The sequence below is a fragment of the Nocardia sp. NPDC004278 genome (assembly GCF_053602975.1).
This window is the reverse complement of the sequence record NZ_JBSGEQ010000064.1, coordinates 1-21228: the sequence shown is the minus strand read 5'-3', so window position 1 is coordinate 21228 and position 21228 is coordinate 1. Positions and strand designations below refer to the sequence as shown.

Annotated in this window: 17 protein-coding genes; 3 read left to right on the top strand and 14 right to left on the bottom strand. The window is 65.9% G+C overall.

Going from position 1 to position 21228, the window contains the following annotated elements; genetic code table 11:
* Positions 1-72: 72 nt before the first annotated feature.
* Entirely contained in the window at positions 73-2886 is a 2814-nt protein-coding gene (topA, locus tag ACWEO2_RS42490; protein ID WP_452410574.1) for a type I DNA topoisomerase, read from the bottom strand.
* Between the two features lie 357 nt (positions 2887-3243).
* A complete protein-coding gene (locus ACWEO2_RS42485; protein WP_011206895.1) occupies positions 3244-3450 on the bottom strand; it encodes a cold-shock protein in 207 nt (68 codons plus the stop codon).
* Between the two features lie 499 nt (positions 3451-3949).
* Here ACWEO2_RS42485 and ACWEO2_RS42480 point away from each other — a divergent pair, with 499 nt between their 5' ends.
* Complete coding sequence (locus ACWEO2_RS42480) at positions 3950-6268, top strand: DEAD/DEAH box helicase (protein ID WP_452410563.1); 2319 nt, start codon at positions 3950-3952, stop codon at positions 6266-6268.
* A 331-nt stretch (positions 6269-6599) separates the two neighbouring features.
* Here ACWEO2_RS42480 and ACWEO2_RS42475 read toward each other — a convergent pair whose 3' ends face one another.
* The 7 genes from ACWEO2_RS42475 to ssd form a co-directional block, all read right to left on the bottom strand.
* On the bottom strand, positions 6600-6986 hold the full coding sequence (locus ACWEO2_RS42475) for an Rv3654c family TadE-like protein (protein ID WP_452410573.1): 387 nt from the start codon (positions 6984-6986) through the stop codon (positions 6600-6602).
* Between the two features lie 170 nt (positions 6987-7156).
* On the bottom strand, positions 7157-7471 hold the full coding sequence (locus tag ACWEO2_RS42470) for a TadE family type IV pilus minor pilin (protein ID WP_452410562.1): 315 nt from the start codon (positions 7469-7471) through the stop codon (positions 7157-7159).
* Positions 7472-7533: 62 nt separating this feature from the next.
* Entirely contained in the window at positions 7534-7737 is a 204-nt protein-coding gene (locus ACWEO2_RS42465; protein ID WP_452410572.1) for a DUF4244 domain-containing protein, read from the bottom strand.
* Positions 7738-7842: 105 nt separating this feature from the next.
* Positions 7843-8460 (bottom strand): type II secretion system F family protein, encoded by a 618-nt coding sequence (locus tag ACWEO2_RS42460; protein ID WP_452410561.1) that lies wholly within the window; start codon positions 8458-8460, stop codon positions 7843-7845.
* Between the two features lie 50 nt (positions 8461-8510).
* Complete coding sequence (locus ACWEO2_RS42455; RefSeq protein WP_452410560.1) at positions 8511-9302, bottom strand: type II secretion system F family protein; 792 nt, start codon at positions 9300-9302, stop codon at positions 8511-8513.
* A 214-nt stretch (positions 9303-9516) separates the two neighbouring features.
* The gene (locus tag ACWEO2_RS42450) at positions 9517-10716 is read right to left on the bottom strand and encodes a TadA family conjugal transfer-associated ATPase (protein ID WP_452410559.1); all 1200 of its coding nucleotides are present in this window, start codon (positions 10714-10716) and stop codon (positions 9517-9519) included.
* A gap of 400 nt (positions 10717-11116) precedes the next feature.
* Complete coding sequence (gene ssd / locus ACWEO2_RS42445) at positions 11117-12226, bottom strand: septum site-determining protein Ssd (RefSeq protein WP_452410558.1); 1110 nt, start codon at positions 12224-12226, stop codon at positions 11117-11119.
* Between the two features lie 439 nt (positions 12227-12665).
* Here ssd and ACWEO2_RS42440 point away from each other — a divergent pair, with 439 nt between their 5' ends.
* Positions 12666-13463: an HAD-IB family hydrolase gene (locus ACWEO2_RS42440; protein ID WP_452410571.1), complete on the top strand. Its 798-nt coding sequence runs from the start codon at positions 12666-12668 to the stop codon at positions 13461-13463.
* A 516-nt stretch (positions 13464-13979) separates the two neighbouring features.
* Here ACWEO2_RS42440 and ACWEO2_RS42435 read toward each other — a convergent pair.
* From ACWEO2_RS42435 to ACWEO2_RS42415, 5 genes are all read right to left on the bottom strand, one after another.
* On the bottom strand, positions 13980-14726 hold the full coding sequence (locus ACWEO2_RS42435; protein ID WP_452410557.1) for an oxidoreductase: 747 nt from the start codon (positions 14724-14726) through the stop codon (positions 13980-13982).
* Positions 14727-15048: 322 nt separating this feature from the next.
* Positions 15049-16740: a dipeptide ABC transporter ATP-binding protein gene (locus ACWEO2_RS42430; protein WP_452410556.1), complete on the bottom strand. Its 1692-nt coding sequence runs from the start codon at positions 16738-16740 to the stop codon at positions 15049-15051.
* Between the two features lie 8 nt (positions 16741-16748).
* Positions 16749-17702 carry an ABC transporter permease gene (locus ACWEO2_RS42425; protein WP_355189597.1) on the bottom strand — a complete coding sequence of 318 codons (954 nt, stop codon included), beginning with the start codon at positions 17700-17702 and terminating at the stop codon, positions 16749-16751.
* Positions 17695-18621 (bottom strand): ABC transporter permease, encoded by a 927-nt coding sequence (locus ACWEO2_RS42420; RefSeq protein WP_355189596.1) that lies wholly within the window; start codon positions 18619-18621, stop codon positions 17695-17697. Before ACWEO2_RS42420 ends, ACWEO2_RS42425 begins: the two co-directional genes overlap by 8 nt.
* Positions 18622-18688: 67 nt before the next feature.
* On the bottom strand, positions 18689-20287 hold the full coding sequence (locus ACWEO2_RS42415; protein ID WP_452410555.1) for a peptide ABC transporter substrate-binding protein: 1599 nt from the start codon (positions 20285-20287) through the stop codon (positions 18689-18691).
* A gap of 417 nt (positions 20288-20704) precedes the next feature.
* Between ACWEO2_RS42415 and ACWEO2_RS42410 the strand changes: the two genes are divergently transcribed.
* A partial coding sequence (locus ACWEO2_RS42410) for an acetyl-coenzyme A synthetase N-terminal domain-containing protein (protein ID WP_452410554.1) occupies positions 20705-21228 on the top strand: 524 nt, incomplete at its 3' end.

Below are 21228 nucleotides of genomic sequence, written 5' to 3'. Positions count from 1 at the left end.
CGCCCGGCTCTCGATGGTCCGACCGCAGGGCGTACTGCGCCGATCGATCGATTCGACCGATCGGCACAGCCGTCAGGACTTCTTCGCGGCCGCCTTCTTGGCGGCGGTCTTCTTGGCCGCCGTGGCCTTGGTTGCGGTCTTCTTCGCGGCGGTGGCCTTCTTGGCTGGCGTCTTCTTCGCCGCCGCCTTCTTGGCCGTCTTCTTCACCGGACCACGCGCGCGCCGGTCGGCGAGCAGTTCCGAGGCCCGCTCGTCGGTGATCGAGTCGACCTCATCGCCCTTGCGCAGGCTGGCATTGGTCTCACCGTCGGTGACATAAGGACCGAAACGGCCATCCTTGATCACCATCGGCTTGCCGGTGGCCGCGTCGTTGCCGAGCTCGCGCAGCGCCGCGGTGCTCGCCGCCTGCCGTCCGCGTCGCTTGGGCTCGGCATAGATCTTCAATGCCTCGTCGAGCGTCACGGTGAAGATCTGATCCTCATTGAGCAGCGAACGAGAATCCGTGCCCTTCTTCAGATACGGTCCGTAACGCCCATTCTGCGCGGTGATCTCCTCACCGCTGGTCGGATCGGTACCGACAACGCGCGGCAATGACAACAGCTTCAGCGCATCGTCGAGCGTAATCGTGGCCAGATCCATATCTTTGAACAGCGATCCGGTCCTCGGCTTCGGCGCCGCAGCCTTTTTCGCGGTCTTCTTGGCTGGCGTCGGTCCGTCCTCGTCCGCAGGCTCGGGCAGGATCTCGGTGACGTACGGCCCGAAACGTCCTTCCTTGGCAACGATTTCGTGTCCGGTCGCTGGATCCACACCCAGCGCACGCCCCTCCTGCGGCGTCGAGAAGAGCCTCTCGGCGACCTCGGCGGTCAGCTCGTCCGGCGGCAGATCATCGGGCAGATTCGCCCGCTGCGAGATCGAATCCCCTTCCGGGTCATCGGGATTGGCAACCATCCGCTCCAGATACGGTCCGAAGCGGCCGACCCGGACCACGACGTCGCGACCCGCGTCATCGACAAACAGCTTGATCGAATTGACCTCGCGGGCATCGATATCATCGAGCCGCTCACCGACCATCTTCTTCAGACCGCCGGAGCGCGCGACCGACCCCTCGACACCGTGATCGCCGCCGAAATAGAAGCTGGACAACCAATTTCCGCGCTGCTCGCGCCCACCGGCGATGGCATCGAGATCGTCCTCCATCGCGGCGGTGAAGTCGAAGTCGACCAGTCGCCCGAAATAGGCCTCCAGCAGACCGACTACCGCGAACGCGACCCAGGACGGCACCAGCGCACTGCCGCGCTTGTACACATATCCGCGGTCCAGAATCGTCTTGATGATCGACGAATACGTCGAGGGTCGACCGATGCCGAGGTCTTCGAGCGTCTTGATCAACGAGGCTTCGGTGTACCGCGCGGGCGGATTCGTGGTGTGCCCGTCGGGATTCAGCTCGACCGCGGTAACGCGCTCACCCTCGTCGAGTGCGGGCAGCCGGGATTCGGCGTCATCGGACTGACCGCCCGCCTCCTCGTCCACACTTTCGACATAGGCCTTCAGGAAGCCCGGGAAGGTGATGGTCCGGCCGGAGGCGGAGAAGACGCATTCCTCACCGGTGCCCGCGATACCGGTGATCCGCAGCGTCAGCGTGGTGCCCCTGGCATCGGCCATCTGCGAGGCGACGGTGCGCTGCCAGATCAGCTCGTAGAGCCGGAACTCGTCATTGTCCAGCCGCGCGTGCAGTTGGCCCGGGGTCGCGAAGGTATCGCCCGCCGGACGGATCGCCTCGTGCGCCTCCTGCGCGTTCTTCACCTTGCGGGTGTACTGACGCGGCGTCGGATGCACGTACTCCGCGCCGTACAGCTGGGTCGCCTGCGATCTGGCCGCGGCGATCGCCGACTCCGACAGCGTGGTCGAGTCGGTACGCATGTAGGTGATATAGCCGTTTTCGTACAGCCGCTGCGCGACCCGCATGGTGCGCTCGGCGTTGAACCGCAGTTTGCGGCCCGCCTCCTGCTGCAGTGTCGAGGTCATGAACGGCGCGTACGGCTTGCGCGAATACGGTTTGGCCTCCGCGGAGGAGACCACCAGATCGGCGCCCTCCAGCGCCTCGGCGAGCCGCCGGGCGTACGGCTCGTCGAGTACGACAACCCCATTGCCCTTGAGCTGACCGTCCGGACCGAAGTCCCGCCCGGTGGCGACCCTGGTCCCATCGACGGTGACCAGACGCGCCCCGAAGGTCCGCGGATTGGTGGCGTCGCCGTTCTCCCCGCCCGCGTCCAGCTTCGCCGCAATATCCCAGTACTCGGCCGAGCGGAACGCCATCCGCTCACGCTCGCGCTGCACGATCACCCTGGTCGCAACCGACTGCACCCGGCCGGCCGACAACCGCGGCATGACCTTCTTCCACAGCACCGGGCTGACCTCGTAGCCGTACAACCGGTCCAGGATGCGCCGGGTCTCCTGCGCGTCGACCAGATCGTTATCGAGATCGCGGGTATCGGCCGCGGCGGCCAGGATGGCGGGCTCGGTGATCTCGTGGAACACCATGCGTCGCACCGGCACCTTGGGCTTCAACGTCTCCAACAGGTGCCATGCGATGGCCTCGCCCTCACGGTCGGGGTCGGTGGCGAGATAGAGCTCGTCGGCGTTCTGCAGCAGACTCTTGAGCTCGGAGACCTTGGCCTTCTTATCCGGGCTCACCACATAGATCGGCTCGAAGTCGTTGTCGACGTCGACGCCGAGGCGCGCCCAGGACTGCCCCTTGTACTTGGCGGGAACATCCGCCGCACCGCGCGGCAGGTCCCGGATATGACCGACCGAGGCCTCGACCGTGTAATTGCGACCGAGATAGGGCGCGATTTTGCGGGCCTTGGTCGGGGACTCGACGATCACGAGACGACGCAGGGGACGGCCCTGGTCGGCTGCACCGCGGTCTCGTGTTGCCACCGGCGAATACACCTTTCCTAATCGACCCGCGCGGCGCTCTTTCGCGCTGTGCGCGGCTGGGGCAAGCGGCGGCGACGGGGAGGACGTTGCCACCAGACACGTTTATACCTTGACGCGACGTGTGGCCGAGCGCTTGCGACTCGAACCACAGAGCGTACCTGCGTCGCTGTTGATCAGTATGCAGTGCCCATCACAATGCGTGGGCACCCGCAGGTACCCGTCATATTTGTGTCTTACCCCAGACATGGCTCGTCCCTCACCTCCGGTTACCGGCGGTGAGGGACGAGCGAATCGTTGCGTCGCTCAGCTGAGCGCGCGAACCCCGGTGGCCTGCGGGCCCTTGGTGCCCTGGCCAACCTCGAACTCGACCTTCTGGTTCTCCTCGAGGGTACGGAAGCCCGACCCTTGGATCTCGGAGTAGTGGACGAAGACGTCAGCGGAGCCGTCCTCGGGCGCGATGAAGCCGAACCCCTTCTCCGCGTTGAACCACTTCACAGTTCCCTGTGCCATTCTGTTCCTTCTCTTTTCTTACCGGAACGGCGGACAAGTAGGTTCATCCACCGGGTCCGTTCCGACCGCTGTACTGTTGGTTCCCCCTGCAGGAAAGCACCAAGCACACCGGCCGCAACATCGATCCTGCTGACGGTTTGGACTTTGGATCCGTCCCTCGAACACAGAAGCTTGCGACCAGGAACTAGTGAACCATGTCTTCGAGCAATTCAACAGTCGAGTTACCGACAATTTGCAAAAAAGTTGATCTTGCGAATGCGCAGGTGAGGGACACAATGCCGGAATCTAGACTTGAGGTTCGTTTGCCTTCAGATAACCGAGTCGACGTATGGCAATCAGCCTGTGACCCAGGTCGCTATTTGGTATCGAAAAGGCAGGTGGGACTTCCCAAGCGCACGCGTTTCACACTTTCCCAGCGTGTCGCGGAGTTCGCATCGTGAATCCGACCGAGCCGGTAACTCGGATACGACCCAGCAACGGCTCGAGTTACGGGGGATCGTTGCTGAATCGTGTCCTGAATGGGGGGCCCGACGACGACCCCCGCCTCACCCACGTCGTCGAGCTATCCGCACGCCCCGCGGCCGCCACTACCTGGCCCGATTGGGCAGCGCCCGATGTGGTCGCCGCGCTGCGCGCCACCGGGGTCGAGGCGCCGTGGACGCATCAGATCAGAACCGCCGACCTCGCCGCCAGCGGTCGGCACGTCGTCGTCAGCACCGGCACAGCATCCGGGAAGTCGCTCGGCTACCAGCTGCCGGTGCTCACCGCACTGCGGAAAGATCCGCTCGCCACCGCCCTTTATCTCGCGCCGACCAAGGCATTGGGCGCCGATCAGCTGCGGGCAATAGCGGAATTGACCCACGAGGGCCCGCTGCGCGACGTCCATCCGGCCACCTACGACGGCGATACCCAGGCCGAGGTCCGGCAGTGGGTGCGCGCGAATGCCAGGATGATCCTCACCAATCCGGACATGCTGCACGTCGGCATGCTGCGCTCGCATCAGCGCTGGGCCAGGGTGCTGCGCAGGCTGCGCTATGTAGTAGTGGACGAATGCCACGCCTACCGCGGTGTATTCGGCTCGCATGTGGCGCTGGTGCTGCGCAGGCTGCGACGCATCGCGGCCCATTACGGCGCGGATCCTGTATTCATACTGTGCTCGGCGACGACGGCCGAGCCAGCGGCCGCGGCATCCCGGCTGATCGGCGCTCCCTGTGTCGCGGTCACCGAGGACGGATCGCCGCGGGGCGCGCGCACCATCGCACTGTGGGAACCGCCGCTATTAACCACGCTGACCGGCGAAAACGGTGCGCCGGTGCGGAGATCGGCAACCTCGGAAGCGGCCAGGATCATGGCCGATCTAATGGTCGAGGGCGCGCGCACGCTCGCCTTCGTCAGGTCGCGGCGGGCCGCGGAATTGACCGCGATCGAGGCCCGGCGGCTGCTCGCCGAGGTCGATCCGGCGCTGAGCGAGCGGGTCGCCGCCTATCGGGCGGGCTATCTCGCCGAGGATCGGCGCGAACTGGAGGCCGCGCTCTCTGATGGATCGCTGCTCGGGGCGGCGACCACCAACGCGCTGGAGCTCGGGGTCGATATCGCGGGGCTGGATGCCGTCGTGATCTCGGGTTTTCCCGGCACGGTCGCATCGTTCTGGCAGCAGGCCGGGCGGGCGGGCCGGCGCACGCAGGGATCGCTGGTGCTACTGGTGGCCAGGGACGATCCGCTGGATACCTTCCTGGTCCACCATCCGGAGGCGCTGCTGGACAAGCCGGTCGAGGCCACCATCACCGATCCGCACAATCCCTATGTATTGGGTCCGCAGTTGCTGTGCGCCGCGCTGGAACTGCCGCTCACCGACGGTGAGGTCGACGCGCTCGGTGCGCGCGAGGTGCTGAACGATCTCGCAGGTCAAGGACTGATCCGACGCCGAACGGGGGTTGCGAGAGATGGCAGCGCACGCTGGTTCGCGACGGCCGAAACGCATCCCCACGATGCCGTTGACGTGCGCGGGGGCATCGGCACCCCCATTGCCATCGTGGATGGCGAGACCGGCAGACTGCTCGGCACCGCCGACGCCGGACGAGCGCGGGCGACGCTGCACGAAGGTGCGGTTCACCTGCATCAAGGCGATGTCTACGTGGTCGATGAGCTGGATTTCGAGGGCGGGGTCGCGTTTGTGCACGGCACCGATCCCGGCTGGACGACCAGCGCCAGGCAGGTCACTTCGATCACCATCGACAAAGTGACCGAACAGCGCATCCACGGCCGGGTGACCACGGCATTGGCGCAGGTGCGGGTCACCAGCCAGGTGATCGGTTATCTGCGCACGCTGCGCACGGGCGAGGTGTTGGACCTGGTGGAGCTGGATCTGCCCGCGCAGACGCTGCCGACCCGCGCGGTGCTGTACACCGTGACGCCGGAACTGCTGGCCGCGGCAGACCTGGATATGCCGCGGGTGCCCGGCGCACTACACGCCGCCGAACATGCCGCTATCGGCCTATTGCCGCTGGTCGCGACGTGTGACCGATGGGATATCGGCGGTGTCTCGACCGCCGAGCATCCGGATACGGGCCTGCCGACGGTGTTCGTCTATGACGGGCAGCCAGGTGGTGCGGGGTTCGCCGAACGTGGATTCGCGCAGCTGCGGCGCTGGTTGTCGGCGACGCTCGCGGTGATCGAGAGCTGCACCTGTGCGGTGGGCTGCCCGTCCTGCGTGCAGTCGCCCAAATGCGGCAATGGCAACCATCCGCTGGACAAGGCGGGCGCGGCCCGCCTGCTTGCCGCCATTCTGGGCGAGTTGGCGGCCGGAACAGGTGGCTGATCGGCGTGGTGAAGGCCTCGCATTCGATTCGTGACAGCGCCGACCTCCGAGTGTGATCACTCGTCCAGTTGGCCGGATGATCACCAGGGACGATCGACACAGACCGGCCTGCCGCGCCCGGCAGACCCAGGCGTGCCGACCCGCCGATTAAAGAGGAATATATTCATGTTAACTGGGTTATTGCCACGGGCATTAGCATCCGACGTGCGGATACACAGTTTGCGTTCTGCGGCTACTCAGTAAATTGATGCAATACCGCAATTATTCGACCATCTCAATTACCGAATTCCAGCGATGCGACGGACCGCTGTCGGACATCTGTATGCACCGGTCATACTCCAACTTCGACCGGCCCCGCGCGAGCAACCGCGCGAACAGTCCGCTTTCCGAACAGACCTATTGGTACATTCCCTTCAACGGTGACAGTCGCATCCCACTGCACTACCGCGCACTGCAGAATCCGCACTCCCATCCGCGATGCGATCTCACTCGCCGCAGCGCATCCGGCATCTGCCCCACGCTCCAGTTCCCCCGCCGCCGACAAAGCCGACAAATCCGCGGCAGCCTGTGCCCGATGCCGCCCGACGATCACCACCCCGACCTGACCGATCAATAACGTCACGCCGATCAGCGCCGCGAGCACCAGGCACGCGAACACTGTCGCAACACCGTCATCCGCGATCGCGAAACGCCGACGATCCGACCGAGCATCGAACATACGGTGGCGGTGGTCGACCCGCCGACGTCGCGCGTTGTCCGACGACGCCGCGTCTACCGCTCGATCACTGCACTCCCTTACCACCGCGCCGATGTGGCGCGGTACCTCCAAGTCCTTCATCTGCGCCGGGGCCGCGGGGATACCGGCTTCGGCTGCCGGGCCGCGGTCGGTCACGGCTCGGCTCCCGGCTCGCGGCTGGCCACGGCCTCGGCACGCAGCATCAGCAGTGGCAGCAGGGGTGAGCGGCCGGAGACCGTCGCGACCACCCGATCGCCCTCACTGCGCAGCGAGATGTCGGCGGCGGGCGGAGCAACCCGCCGCGCCGCCGACACCGCATTCGCCTGATCACCGCGGGCGGCCAGCCGGGCCGCTTCGCGAGCGGCGTCGACACAGCGCACCTGTGTCGCCGCCGCGAGCAAGGCTCCGACGCACAGCACCACCGCGACCACGATGGCAGCGAGCGCGATCGCCGCCTCAACCGTCACCGCACCCCGATCGTCACCGAGATGCGTTGTACCGCAATAGTTTAATCGACGATCGTCATCGGCTACACCGCGGTGTTGAGCGCCTTGTCGATGATCTTCGTCAGGGCGTTCACAATGCTGTCCCCGGTCACCACCCCATACAGCACGGCCCCGAACGTGGCCGCCGCAATGGTCCCGATCGCATACTCCGCCGTACTCATCCCGTCCTCGGCGACCACCGCCTGCAACAGCCGCGCCCGCACCTCGACGCCGACAGCTCCGAGCATCTGCACCACCCGTTCCCGCACCTTCCCGATTCGCACCGATTTCCCCTCTCTTTCCAGTCGACGCGGCGGCTCCGTGCCGACATGCTCTTCCCGGTCGTGTGGTTTTCACAGCAGTCCACCTCCGAGCACCCGGCCCGCAAGGCCGACTACTACGGGGACGATGCCGAGGCAGATGAAGGCGGGGAGGAAGCAGAGGCCGAGCGGGCCGCCGATCAGGACTCCGGCGCGTTCGGCTCGCGCGGCGGCCGCGTCCTCGACGCTGTTGCGGCGCTGTTCGGCCAGTTCGCCGACGGCGGCGGCGAGCGAGGCGCCCGATCGTGCCGAGCGCCGCGCCATGCGCGCCAATGCGTCGACCTCCTCGGCACCCGGCTGGTTCGCGCCGTCCCGTGCGACTTGGTCCCATGCCATCGTCGCGTCCGCGCCGAGCGCCAGTAGATCAGCGGCCCGGCGCAATGCGGCTCCGAGCGATGCGGGCGCACCGGGTGCCACTGCGCGCGCCGCGGCCGCCATCGGCAACCCGGCGCGTAGGCATGCGGCCAATAGGTCGAAAACTGACGCAGCGGCGAGTGGATCTACGCTGGTCCCGCGGCCTGATATTGCGGTGATCGACTGCGAGCCGCCTTCTCGCAGCGCCCGCAGCCGTCGACTCACCGCGACCCGCCCCGGCAGCACCACCAACGCCGCAGCGAGCAGAACCACTGGCCCACTGGCAATTCCAATCATCTCGACCCCCCTTCGAATGTGCACAACCGATATCGCCGACCAGGTGCGTTTCATAGGAGGACCTTTCGCGTGATCGCATCGGTCCAGAGCAAGCCGATGCATGCGAGTGCCGCACCCAGCGGCAGCAGTGCTGTTCCGGCGCCGGGGCTCAACAGCACGTGCAGTGGGGCGGCGCCCATCAGTTGGCCGAGGCCGATACCCAGCAGTGGCAGACCTGCCAGGACCGCGGCGGTGGCCCGAGCACCCGCCAGGGCGGCTGTGGTGCGCGCGCGAAACCGGATGCGGCCCGATAGGTCCGTGCGAGCGGCGGAAAGTAGCTCAGCGAGGGCAAGGCCGTGGTTTTCGGCGACCTGCCATGCGTCGGCGATCCGCCCGAGTTCGGCGTCGACGATGGAATCGGTATGCCGCAGACCATCCGCCCCGGAGCCGCCTAGTCGGCTACGGGCCGCGCAGACCGCGAAGACACGTGCGGCCTCGCCACGCGACTCCTGTGCGGCAACCTCCGCCGCGGCACTCGGATGGGCACCGACCCGCAGTTCACCGATGACCGCCTCGAGCGCATCGAGCAGGTGGGCGCACTCCGCACCGCGCCGCCGATCCCGACTCCCCCGCCTAACCCGAATGCCAACAGTTCCCCCAACCAACACCGCCGCCAGCAGCGGAGCGACGCCAACAGCAAGCGCGGCGACCATCCCGACCGCGAACGCTGCTCGAAACACACTGCCACGCTGTATCTTTCGATGCACCCCAGCTGTGACGAACATACCGGTGAACCGACGTCGCGACCTCGACACCGGCGCTATCAGCACCGCCACTGCCAGGCATACCAACGCCCCGATCATCGAACGAGCCGTTCGCCGAGCACACCTGGCCGCATTGCTACCGAAGCCACGTATGCCGAGATGACCGGTGCCGCAATTGGACCGGGATCCAGCGCCGTCGGAACTGCGCCTGATGAGCGCACGACCGCTCCGGTTGCCGACCACCCCGGTCGCCGGCCCGGGGCTGGCGTCCTCTGCGCTGAAAGCGCCGAGCGCAGCGCCACTGCCAGACATATCAGCGCCCCGACCATCGGACGAACCGTTCGTTGAGTAGGCGGGTCAGTTCAGGGGCGGCCGGGGTGGGGGCTTGGTCTGCGCGCCAAGCGGCGGTTATGCGGACGTGGCCTTGGGGGGTGCGGTCAACGATGCCGATTTCGCGGAGGCCACGGGATCCGTCGGCTCGGCGGTGGACATGCAGCACCACTTGGACGGCTGCGGCGAGTTGGCTGTGCAGGGCTTTTCGGTCCATACCGCCCAGTGCCGCAAGGGCTTCCAGGCGCGCAGGTACCTCGCGGGGCGAGTTCGCGTGCACGGTGCCCGCGCCGCCGTCGTGGCCGGTGTTCAGTGCGGTCAGTAGGTCGACCACCTCCGCGCCGCGGACTTCACCGACGACGATTCGGTCCGGGCGCATTCGCAATGCCTGGCGGACCAGGTCGCGTACCGTCACCGCGCCGACACCCTCTACGTTCGCGGTGCGCGCGACCAGGCGCACGACGTGGGGATGAGGCGGTGCCAGTTCGGCCGCGTCCTCGACGCAGACGATGCGTTCGTCCGCGGCGACTTTGGCCAGCAGTCCGGATAGCAGCGTGGTCTTTCCCGCGCCGGTCCCGCCCACCACCAGGAAGGCCAGTCTGGCCCGAATGATCTGCTCCAGCAGGAGTTTCGCGTCGGCGGGTATCGCACCGGCTGCCGCCAGTGCGTCCAGCCCCTGCGTTGCCGGGCGCAGCACTCGCAGTGACAGGCAGGTGCCGCCGTGCGCTACCGGGGCCAATACCGCATGTAGCCGTACACCGAACGAATCCCCCAGCGCCGCTTCCCTTCCCGACAATCTGCCATCCACCCATGGCTGCGCATCGTCGAGCCGCCGCCCGGCCGACAGCGCCAGCCGCTGCGCCAATCGGCGCACCGCCGCCTCATCCGGGAAAGCGACGGAAGTCCGCTCCAGCCCCCGACCACGATCGATCCACACCGCATCCGGCGCGGTCACCAGCACATCGGCGACCCGCGGATCCTGCAGCAGCGGCTCCAAAAGCCCTGCCCCGGTCATCTCGGTCTGCAACAACCGCAACGCCCGCAGCAGATCCGTATCACCGAGCACACCACCGGCCTCGGCCCGAATGGCCGCCGCCACCTGCGCCGGATCCGGATCCCCCGAAGCCCCCGCCAGCCGCTCCCGCACCCGATCCAACAGCTCCGACGTCACCAACGCACTCATCCCCAACCCCTCTCCTCCGAAGCACCAGCACCCGAATCGAGGGCCCGCCCGACACTCCGACAGGTCGCGTGCGCCTTCAGCGCCGCAGATCGCTGCACCGGCCGGGCGCGCACTGCATCCTGATGCGGTAGTTCGGACGCCACCAATGCACTCATCCCCACCGAAGCGCCAGCACCCACATCAGGGACCGGCCGCGATGCCCGGAATCTCGCCCGCCCTTTCAGGGCCGCAGATCTCCTCGCGCCGAGCACCGACCGGGCAGCTCGCACCACATACCGATAACGCTGCGACAGTTGGTATTTCATTGAGTCAATCGCCTTGTCATGGCACCCCGGGATCGCGGGCGCCGCCGCACCGGCACTGCGGACTCGGGGCGGGGTCTCGGATTTCGCGAAGCCGCTCATCGCAATCCCTGTCCGGCTGGGGCGCTGAGGACGGTGAGGATGGCGTCTGCGGCGTCGCGGAGGGGGCCGCGGCGGAGGGTTAGGCCGCCGCGTTCGAGGCGGGGAGCGAGGCCGGGTTGGGCTCGGACGGCGGCGAGTAGGGGAAGGTCGAGGACCTCGGCGACCTCGGTGCCACGAAGGCCGCCGGGGGCTGGGCCACGAACGATCAAGCCCTGGTTCGGATTTCGTCGGCCGATATGGGCGGCGACCGACTCGGCGGCGGCCACGGCGCGCAGGCGGGCGGGCACGACCAACACCACCAGGTCGGCCGCGTCGAGTATCTGGTCGGCATGTGGGCCGCGTTCGCCGGATATGTCGCATATCACCAAATCGCCTGCGGCACGGCCTGCTTCGATGACGGCGCGGATCGCGGCGGGGCCTATGTCGACGGGCAAGCGTCCGGCACCGACTCGGCCGCAGGACAGTACCGCCAGCCCCGGCGCCGCCGCGGGCAGTGCGCTGTGCAGCGCCGCGGCGGAGACCCGACCGTCCTCGATCACCAGATCCGGCCAGCGCAGTCCGGCCTCGGTTTCGACGCCGAGCAGCAGGTCGAGGCCGCCGCCGAGGGGTGCGCCGTCGATCAGGACGGTGTCGCGGCGGAACCGCTCGGCGGCGGATCGCAGCCCGGTCGCAGCGGCCAATGTGGAGGCGCCCGCACCACCGCTCGCGCCCGCGATCGCGACCACCACACCGTCGCCCATGCGGTTTTCGCCGTGCTCAGCAAACTTCTCGATAAGCCCGACCGCCGCACCCGGCAGCGCGATGACACGCTCGGCTCCGACCGCGGCGGCGGCCTGCCAATCGGTCAATCCGGGTTCCCCGTCGGTCACCAGGACGATGCCGATACGCCGGAGATATTCGGCCTCTGCGCAGCTCTGGGCGGCGTTTGTGTCGAGAATCACCAGCGGCGCGGCGGCCCAGGCATGTCGGCCGACGGGCAGCCCGCGCTCATCGAGAGCACGCTCGGCGGCCGCCGCGACCCGGCGCACCTCGTCACACAGCCGAATGTCCTGGATGAGCACAAGCGCTGGCGGCGGTGTGAGTGCCGGCGCGACTTCGAGATTCATGCAGGTCAGCGTGCTCGATGACGAGCCGCAGCAGAAGATCCAATATGCCGAATGTGGATAACTCGGGGGGTGTGGATAAATCTGGAACGCCGAAACCCGGGGAAACCTGGCCAGAAATAGAGGACGGCCCCAGCCGGGGGGGGAGGAGGCTGGGGCCGTCGGGTTCAGCCCCGGGGGGTCGGGCTGAACGCGCCTGGACTATGTCCAGGTGCCAGCAATACTACACCCAAGCCCGGGCCACAACGCAAGTCTGTCGTCGGAGAACTTATGGCCGCCACCGGCCCGGCGTCTCCGGGGCAAACTCACCCGACCAACTCCGCGCACGGTCCGGTCGGCACCGTCAGGGGCACATGCATATTCTGAACGGGTGACGGCCGATGGCGACCAGACAGAGCTCGCGGACCAGACGGCACGGGACGTGACGGCAACGACGCGACCCATGGCCGGGGGCCAGCGCATCGCCGCCTTCTTCGATCTCGACAAGACGGTGATCGCGAAGTCGAGCACATATGTATTCAGTAAGCCCTTCTACGCACAGGGCCTGCTGAACCGGCGCGCAGTGCTGGAGAGCAGTTATGCGCACTTCCTGTTCATGCTGTCGGGCGCCGACCACGATCAGATGGAGCGAATGCGCGCCAACCTGACCAATATGGTCGCAGGCTGGGACGTCGAGCAGGTGAAATCCATTGTGGCCGAGACACTTCATGATCTCGTCGACCCGCTGATCTACGCCGAGGCAGCCGATCTCATTGCCGACCACAAGATCCGCGGCCATGATGTGGTGATCGTTTCGGCCTCGGGCGAGGAGATCGTAGCCCCGATCGCCGAGGCGCTCGGGGCCTCGCACACCGCCGCCACTCGGATGGTGGTCGAGGACGGTCGCTACACCGGCGAGGTCGAATTCTATTGCTACGGTGCGGGTAAGGTGACCGCGATCGAAAAGCTTTCCGCCAGTGAGGGTTACGACCTGACGCGGTGTTATGCGTACTCCGATTCGGTGACCGACGTGCCGATGCTGAGCGCGGTGGGCCATCCGACCGCAGTGAATCCGGATCGCAATCTGCGCCGCGAGGCGGTGGCCAAGGGATGGCCGATCCTCACCTTTTCCAACCCGGTATCGCTGTGGGCGCGTTTCCAGAGCCCTTCGTCGACCACCCTTGCCGCGACGGCGGCGGTCGGGTTGAGCGCGGCGCTGGCGGGGGCGATCAGTTACCGGCTGCTGCGACGTCGCCGCTGAGCCATAGCTGCCCCGACGCGGGCCTGCGGAAGGGCTGTTCGGGGGCGAAGCGGAAGGCTTGCGCAAGCGTTTGCCGACATAACAAAGAGGGCGCTGCGACCAGGCATTTAACCACGAAACGCCGGTAAACACGCCGATTATTGAATGTTTTCGCAGCCCTTGATGTGAAGGCTGTCACAGGTGTAGAAATGTAACTACGGAAGGACGGAAGGCCTGAGCGGAGCCAGAAGAGAAGGTTCAGCTTCCCAACCCACCCTTCCCAGCACGGGCACCAGGCACCCACGCGGAGCGCGCCGCGACAAGGGCAGAAGCGTTGTGGGCCTGCGAGATACGGATTATCGTCGGCGAGGGCCTCGCACAGGTTGCGGGGATGAACCGGCGGAGTACGGATTATCGCCGAGGCCGCAGAACACAACCCACCTAGCACGCTTGGTAACCCGGAGTCCGTGCTAGCGGGCGGTGAGGTCGTCAACGACAACGCCGCCCGCTTTGATGTGTACGGCCCCCTTATCTGCGCTAGCCCGACGCCGCTTCGGCGATCGACGTGGCCTCCCGCGCACCATCCTCGAAGGCGCCGCAGCACAGGATCACCCAGCCGCCCACCGCGTCCGCGGCACCCGACCCGAATCCGGCCGCCGCATCCAGGTACTGCTGGCGCCGGCGCAACCAAAACACTTCCGGCACACCGAGGCTGTGCGGATCCAGCCCACTGGACGCCGCGACCAGTCGGGAGGCCGCCCGCGCGACAATGCCGTCGGCGGTACCGAACGGCCGCAATGCCAGCAGCTCCCCGTGCACGACCGCCGCGATGACCGGTGCGGGGGCCGTCGAGCCGAGAACTGTCTGGGCCAGCAGGTCGAGCCGTTCGGCCACGCCGTCATCACCGCGCGGCCGCCCGAGCAGCGACTCGTCGGTCACCAGATCGGCCGCGGCCAGCAGGTGCAGCCGCGCCAGTGCCTGCAGCGGCGCGCGCTGCCAGGTGCCGATCAGGTTGCGCAGCGCGTCACCGTCGAGGGCCTGCCCGACCCGCAGTGATCCGGCCAGAATCGGATCCGCGACCCGGCCGTCGGCGGGCAGTTCGGTGCTCGCGCCCTCGATCGCGGCCGATGACCTGGCCGCGCGCACCGCCGCCTCGGCCGCCGTGGTCGGCCAGCCCCGCCGGTTCGCCTTGTGCCGGTGTACGGCGGCGAGCGCGTCGCGCGCTTTATCAGCGGCTTCGCGCACACCGGGCAGATCGACAAGAGGCTGTAGCGGATCGGTCACTGTGTCATTTTGCAGCCGCTATGACGCGACGTGTTCGCGGGCTCTGTTTTCGGCCGCGCGGGCGTGGTGACCTGGCGCCTCGCGGCTGCCCCTTTCAGCGACCTGCAAGCAGTCGCCGTCGAGACTCGCGACTTCGTCGCATGCGCTTGCACGACTCGGCTGAATCCGATACCCGCGCTCTCGCGCGGACGCGAGACGGGCCGCGAACTCCTCGCTCGTAAGATCCGGGATGACTGGGTAGCGCACGGAAGCCGACGCCTCGCGTGCGCTCCAGACTCGCTCTGTGCGGCCAACCCAAGGGGTAAGCCGCACAGACTGCAGGTCAGCCCGCCAGCAGATCCCGTCCGGGGATTGCATCGAGCAAGCGGCGGGTGTACTCCTCTCGCGGGTTGTCGAAAACCTCATTGGTAGTGGCCGCTTCGACGATCTTGCCGGATTGCATGACGAGGACATCGTCGGCGATCTGCCGGACGACGGCCAGGTCGTGGGTGATGAACAGGTAGGACAAACCCAATTCGGCCTGTAAATCGTTGAGCAGCTTGAGGATCTGGGCCTGGACGAGTACGTCGAGAGCGGAGACCGCCTCATCGCACACCACCACCTCCGGCGAGAGCGCGAGCGCACGGGCCACCGCGACGCGCTGGCGCTGGCCACCGGAGAGTTCATTGGGGTAGCGGCGCATCACCGAGGACGGCAATGACACCTTGTCCAGCAGGTCGCGCACCGTTGCCTCGCGTTGTTTGGCGGTGCCGATCTTGTGCGTGCGCAGCGGCTCCTCGATGGTCCGGTAGATCGAGTACATCGGATCCAGCGAACCGTAGGGGTCCTGGAAGATCGGCTGCACCCGACGGCGAAAAGCGAACGCACCCTTACGATCCAGCTTCGCCACTTCACGTCCGTCGAAGGTCACCGAACCCGACGTCGGTTCGAGCAGACCCAGCACCATCTGCGCCACCGTGGATTTGCCCGAACCGGACTCGCCAACAATGGCCGTGGTCGTGCCGCGCTTCAAGCGGAACGACACATCGTCGACCGCGATGAAATCGGTCGACTGCCACGGCGTGCTGCCCCGAATCTTGAACGCCTTGGTCAGATTCTGCGCGATCACCACGTCATCGGAGACCACCGCAAGTTCGGTATCGGCCGCCGCGACCTCCTCGGCGACCTGGACGGCCTGTTTGCGCACCTCGATGCGCTCGCGCACCGAAGACAGCCGTTGCGAGGCCAGCGAGGGGGCCGAATTCACCAGCTTCTTGGTGTACAGATGCTGCGGTTCACGCAGAATCTGCAGTGCCGGACCGGATTCCACCACCTTGCCGCGATACATCACCACCAGATGTTCGGCGCGCTCGGCGGCCAGGCCGAGGTCGTGGGTGATGAGCAGCACGGCGGTGCCGAGTTCGCTGGTGAGTCCGTCGAGATGGTCGAGGATCTGCCGCTGCACCGTGACGTCGAGGGCCGAGGTCGGCTCGTCGGCGATCAGCAGTTTGGGACGGCAGGCGAGTCCGATGGCGATGAGCGCGCGCTGGCGCATACCGCCGGAGAATTCGTGCGGATACTGGTTGACCCGGCGCGCCGCATCCGACATACCGGCTTCCTCGAGCAGTTCGATGGCGCGCTGCTTGGCCGCCTTGCCCTTGGCAATGCCATTGGCCTCCAGGGTCTCGCGGATCTGGAACCCGATCTTCCACACCGGATTCAGATTCGACATCGGATCCTGCGGAACCAACCCGATACCGCTACCGCGGACCGCGACGACATCCCGCTTCGACGCCTTGGCCAGATCCTTGCCGTCGAACACGATGGATCCGGAAGTGACCTTCCCGGTGCCGGGCAACAGGTCGATGATGCTGTGCGCGGTGGTGGACTTCCCGGATCCGGATTCGCCGACGATCGCGACGGTCTGGCCGGGATACACCGACAGACTGACATCGCGCACCGCCGGAATCTTCTTGCCCTCGGAGGAGAAACAAACGTTGAGATCCTCGATCTCGAGCAATGGTCGCTCGGACATCGACCCGGTCACCTCTTCCTCGCCTTCGGATCGAGTGCGTCCCGCAACGCGTCGCCGAGCAGAATGAAGCTCAGCACGGTGAGCGCCAAAGCCGTTGCGGGATAGAACAAAATCGGCGATCCGCCGCGCAGCTCGTGCTGGTTGGTATTGATATCCGAACCCCAAGACACGATCGTGCGTGGCAAACCGACGCCGAGGTAGGACAGCGTCGCCTCGGTGACGATGAACGCGCCGAGCCAGATCGTGGTGACCACGATCAGTGGTCCGGCCGCATTCGGCAGCACATGGCGCAGCAGCGTCCGTATTCGGGACACCCCCAATGCCTTTGCCGCCGTGACATATTCGCTGTTCTTGGCCTCGATCACCGCACTGCGCGCGATGCGCGCGGCCTGGGGCCAGGTGAAGGCCGCCAGAATCAGGATGACGGTCCAGATCGTGCGCGCGTCGAGCAGCTGCATGATGACGATCGCGGCCAGCATGAGCGGAATCGCGTAGAAGATCTCCGCGATGCGGGAGACCACCGAATCCAGTAGTCCGCCATAGAAGCCCGCGAGGGCCCCGAGCGTGCCGCCGACGACCAGGAATACCGTCGTCGCGCCCAAACCCGCCATCACGGAAGCCCGTGCGCCGTAAACGGTTCGGGTGTAGACATCACAGCCCTGCTTATCGAATCCGAAGGGATGGCCGGGTCCGCGGGGATCCATGCTGAAATCGCCGTTGCAGTAGCGCGGATCCTGATCGCTGAACAGGCCGGGCCAGAGCACGACGACGGCGATGAAGACGATCAGCACCGCGGCGACGATGAAGATCGGATTGCGACGCAACTGGCGCCACGCATCCTGCCAGATGCTGGTCGGTGACCCGGTATCGACGACCTGATCGGTGGCGAGCACCTCGACTTCGTCGGGCGGAGCCACGAAATGCGGTTGCCTGTCCGGAACCTTCTTATCGAGATCAGGCATATCGGATCCTCGGGTCGAGCGCGGCGTAGAGCAGGTCGATGAGCAGATTCGAGATCAGGAAGATCACGATCAGCACGGTCACGAACGAGACCACGGTCGGCGGTTCACCGCGGGTGATCGCCTGGTACAGCGTTCCGCCGACACCCGGAATATTGAAGATGCCCTCGGTGACGACCGCACCGCCGATCAACGCACCGAGATCGGCGCCGAGGAAGGTGATCACCGGGATCATCGAGTTGCGCAGAATGTGCACCGTGACCACCCGGGGCCGACTCAGCCCCTTCGCGGTCGCGGTGCGCACGTAGTCGGCGGACATGTTCTCCGCCACCGAGTTTCGGGTCAGACGCAGCACATAGGCGAACGACAGGGACCCAAGTACGAAAGCGGGTACGAGCAGTTCGGAGAAGCTCGCCTTACCGGTGACGGTCACCGGTGCGATGCCCCATTTCACGCCGAGCACGAACTGGGCCAGAAAGCCGATCACGAAGATCGGCACCGCGATGATGATCAGGCTGACCACCAGCAGCGTCGAATCGAACAGTTTGCCCTTGCGCAGACCTGCGATCAGCCCGAAGATGACGCCGAAGACGCCCTCGATGAGCACCGCCATGAACGCAAGCTTGATGGTGATCGGAAACGCCCGCGCGAGCTCGTCGCGCACCGGACGGCCGGAGAAGGCGGTACCGAAATCGAGGGTGAAGATGCCCTTCAAATACAGCAGATACTGCACGAAGAACGGGCGATCCAGGTGATAGCGCGCGCGGAGCTGGGCTTCCACGGCGGGCGTCATCGGCTTGTCGCCAGCCAGCGCGTGGATCGGATCGCCCGGCACTAGGAAGACCAGTGCATAGATGAGCAGCGTCGCCCCGAGGAAGACGGGGATCATTTGGAGCAGACGCCGCAAGACATACCAGGCCATTTCGTCTCCTGGGTAAGCGGCGCCGACCGTGCCGTCGAGTCATGGCGGCACGGTCGGCGCCGAGCGGCTACTTCTCGATGTTCTCGAAGTCGAACAGACCGTTCCAGGCCAGATCGGCCTTCTTGACCTTGTCCGAACGTCCCGCTGCGGCGAGGTAGTCCAGCACCGGGATATCGGCCATATCCTTGATCAGCAACGCCTGCGCCTGCGCCACGATCTTGTACGACTCCGGCAGTGTCGGCGCGGCGAGCGCGGCATCGAGCAGGTGGTCGAATTCGGGGCTCTTGTAGTCGACGTTATTGGTCTCGGAGTAGCTGTAGTACTGCGAGGTGAGGAACTGCAGCATCGTCGGGTAGTCACCCTGCCAGCCGTAGCGGAAGGACTTGCCGATCGTCTTCTGGTTCACCAGATCTCGGATGTTCTTGAAGGTCGGGTACGGCGTGGCGACGGCGTCGATACCGAGGGTGTTCTTGACGCTGTTGGCCACGGCCTCGACCCACCCCTGGTGGCCGCCGTCGGAGTTGTAGGCGATCTCGTAGCGCCCCGACCACGGCGAAATGGCATTGGCCTGTGCCCAGAGCTTCTTGGCCTCTTCAGGGTTGTACTTCAACATCTCCGAGCCGGGCAGGTTCCCGTCGAATCCGGGCAGCGGAGCCGAGGTGAAGTCACGGGCCGGGATCTTGGTGCCGTTGAAGATGGTGTCGCAGATCTGCTGCCGGTTGATCGCCATGGAGATGGCCCTGCGGCGCAGCAGACCCTCCTCACCACCGAAATGCGGGACATTGGCCTGGACGCCGATGTGCTGGTTCTGCGCGGTCGGCTCGAGGATCGCGCGATCGCCGAGGTCCTTCTTGAAGGAGGTCAGCGCGCTGTCCGGAATCGTGTCCAGGGTATCGAGATTGCCTGCCTGCAGATCCGAGTACGCGGTGTCGAACGACTGGTACATGACGAAGCGCAGGCCCTTGTTCTTGGGTGGGCGGCCGCCCTTGTAGTCCGGGTTGGGCACCAGCTCGATCTTGACGTTGTGTTCCCAGGTCTTGAACTTGTAGGGACCGTTGCCGATCGGGTTCTCACCGAAGGCCTTCATATCCTTGAACGCGGCATCGGGCAACGGATAGAACGGTGCGAAGCCGAGCTCGGTCTCGAAATCGATGGACGGCGTCTTCAGCTGGACGGTGAAGGTCCGATCGTCGACCACCTTCAGCCCCGACATCGTCTGTGCCGTCGGCTTTTCCGCGGATACCTCGTCGAATCCGACGATCGGGCTGAACACGTAGCTCTGCAACTGGGCATTGGTGCCCAGGGCGCCGTAGTTCCAGGCGTCGACGAACGACTTCGCCGTCACCGAGGTGCCGTCGGTGAACTTCCAGTCCGGCTTGATGGTGATGGTGTAGGTCTTGCGGTCGGGAGACTTGATCGACTCGGCCATCTCGTCGTGCGCGACACCCTTGCCGTCGTAGTACTTCAGACCCGCGAACAGCCGGTCCACCACCCGGCCGCCCATATTCTCATTGGTATTGGTCGGCACCAATGGGTTCTGCGGCTCACCGGCGTTCGTCGTGACGATGTCGGCATCGGCACTATCGCTGGACGAGCATGCGGACAGTCCCAGGCTTGTGGCCAGCAGTACCGCCGCGGTCAACGCTGTAGCTCTGTTGAATCTCAACGCGTTCTCCCGATTTCGAGACAGGCAAAGGGGGATCCGCGACCACGCATGCGCGACTCGATCCGCCTTGGAATGCCTGGGACGTTAGCCATTCGAAGCAGACTTGTCACCGGATTGAGCGAGGTTCGTTCCACTTGTTACCAATCCGGCAACATCGGCGAAACACGCTAAAGATTCATGTGAGAACGGACATCCGCCGGAAGTATGCCTCCGTTGGGGCTTCCGGTGTCCGGAGCTGGTTGGTCTATGACGATAGCGACCGGAGGGCCGGTTTGTCAGCGGATCGCGCAGGATACCCGCTGCCGTGACGGGATGGAAACCCGTTGGACACACCGGACGCAGTGTGGGTCACAGTTGGTTACTGTCGAATTCGACCGCGACTGCCAGCACCACGGGCTACGTGAAGGAAGAGACAAGATGACCGATACCACCGCCGACTACCGGGAGTCGTACCCGCCGAGCGAGGAGTTCGCCGCAGCCGCGAACGCCGACGCGTCGATCTACGAGCGGGCCGCGGCGGATCGCGACGCGTTCTGGGCCGAACAGGCCGCGCGGCTGCACTGGGATCAGCCATGGACCCAGGTCCTGGACTGGAGTGAGGCGCCCGTCGCGAAGTGGTTCGTCGACGGCAAGCTCAACGTCGCCTACAACTGCGTGGACCGCCATGTGCTCGACGGACACGGCGATCAGGTCGCCATCCACTGGGAGGGCGAACCGGGCGACTCCCGCGATATCACCTACGCCGAGCTGCTGGCCGAGGTGTCCCGGGCCGCCAACTACCTCACCGAACTCGGACTCGAGCCAGGCGATCGGGTCGCCATCTATATGCCGATGGTCCCCGAGGCGATCGTATCGATGCTGGCCTGTGCGCGACTGGGCCTCACCCATTCGGTGGTATTCGCCGGCTTCTCCCCCACCGCCCTGCGCCAACGCGTCGATGA

What these genes read in the sequence shown, in the direction of transcription:
- ACWEO2_RS42485 (WP_011206895.1), bottom strand. Translation starts at nt 3,450, where the DNA reads ATGGCACAGGGAACTGTGAAGTGGTTCAACGCGGAGAAGGGGTTCGGC.
- ssd (WP_452410558.1), bottom strand. Translation starts at nt 12,226, where the DNA reads ATGAATCTCGAAGTCGCGCCGGCACTCACACCGCCGCCAGCGCTTGTG.
- ACWEO2_RS42455 (WP_452410560.1), bottom strand. Translation starts at nt 9,302, where the DNA reads ATGATCGGGGCGTTGGTATGCCTGGCAGTGGCGGTGCTGATAGCGCCG.
- ACWEO2_RS42450 (WP_452410559.1), bottom strand. Translation starts at nt 10,716, where the DNA reads ATGAGTGCGTTGGTGACGTCGGAGCTGTTGGATCGGGTGCGGGAGCGG.
- ACWEO2_RS42440 (WP_452410571.1), top strand. Translation starts at nt 12,666, where the DNA reads ATGGCCGGGGGCCAGCGCATCGCCGCCTTCTTCGATCTCGACAAGACG.
- ACWEO2_RS42460 (WP_452410561.1), bottom strand. Translation starts at nt 8,460, where the DNA reads ATGATTGGAATTGCCAGTGGGCCAGTGGTTCTGCTCGCTGCGGCGTTG.
- ACWEO2_RS42425 (WP_355189597.1), bottom strand. Translation starts at nt 17,702, where the DNA reads ATGCCTGATCTCGATAAGAAGGTTCCGGACAGGCAACCGCATTTCGTG.
- ACWEO2_RS42420 (WP_355189596.1), bottom strand. Translation starts at nt 18,621, where the DNA reads ATGGCCTGGTATGTCTTGCGGCGTCTGCTCCAAATGATCCCCGTCTTC.
- ACWEO2_RS42475 (WP_452410573.1), bottom strand. Translation starts at nt 6,986, where the DNA reads ATGTTCGATGCTCGGTCGGATCGTCGGCGTTTCGCGATCGCGGATGAC.
- ACWEO2_RS42430 (WP_452410556.1), bottom strand. Translation starts at nt 16,740, where the DNA reads ATGTCCGAGCGACCATTGCTCGAGATCGAGGATCTCAACGTTTGTTTC.
- ACWEO2_RS42465 (WP_452410572.1), bottom strand. Translation starts at nt 7,737, where the DNA reads ATGCTCGGAGCTGTCGGCGTCGAGGTGCGGGCGCGGCTGTTGCAGGCG.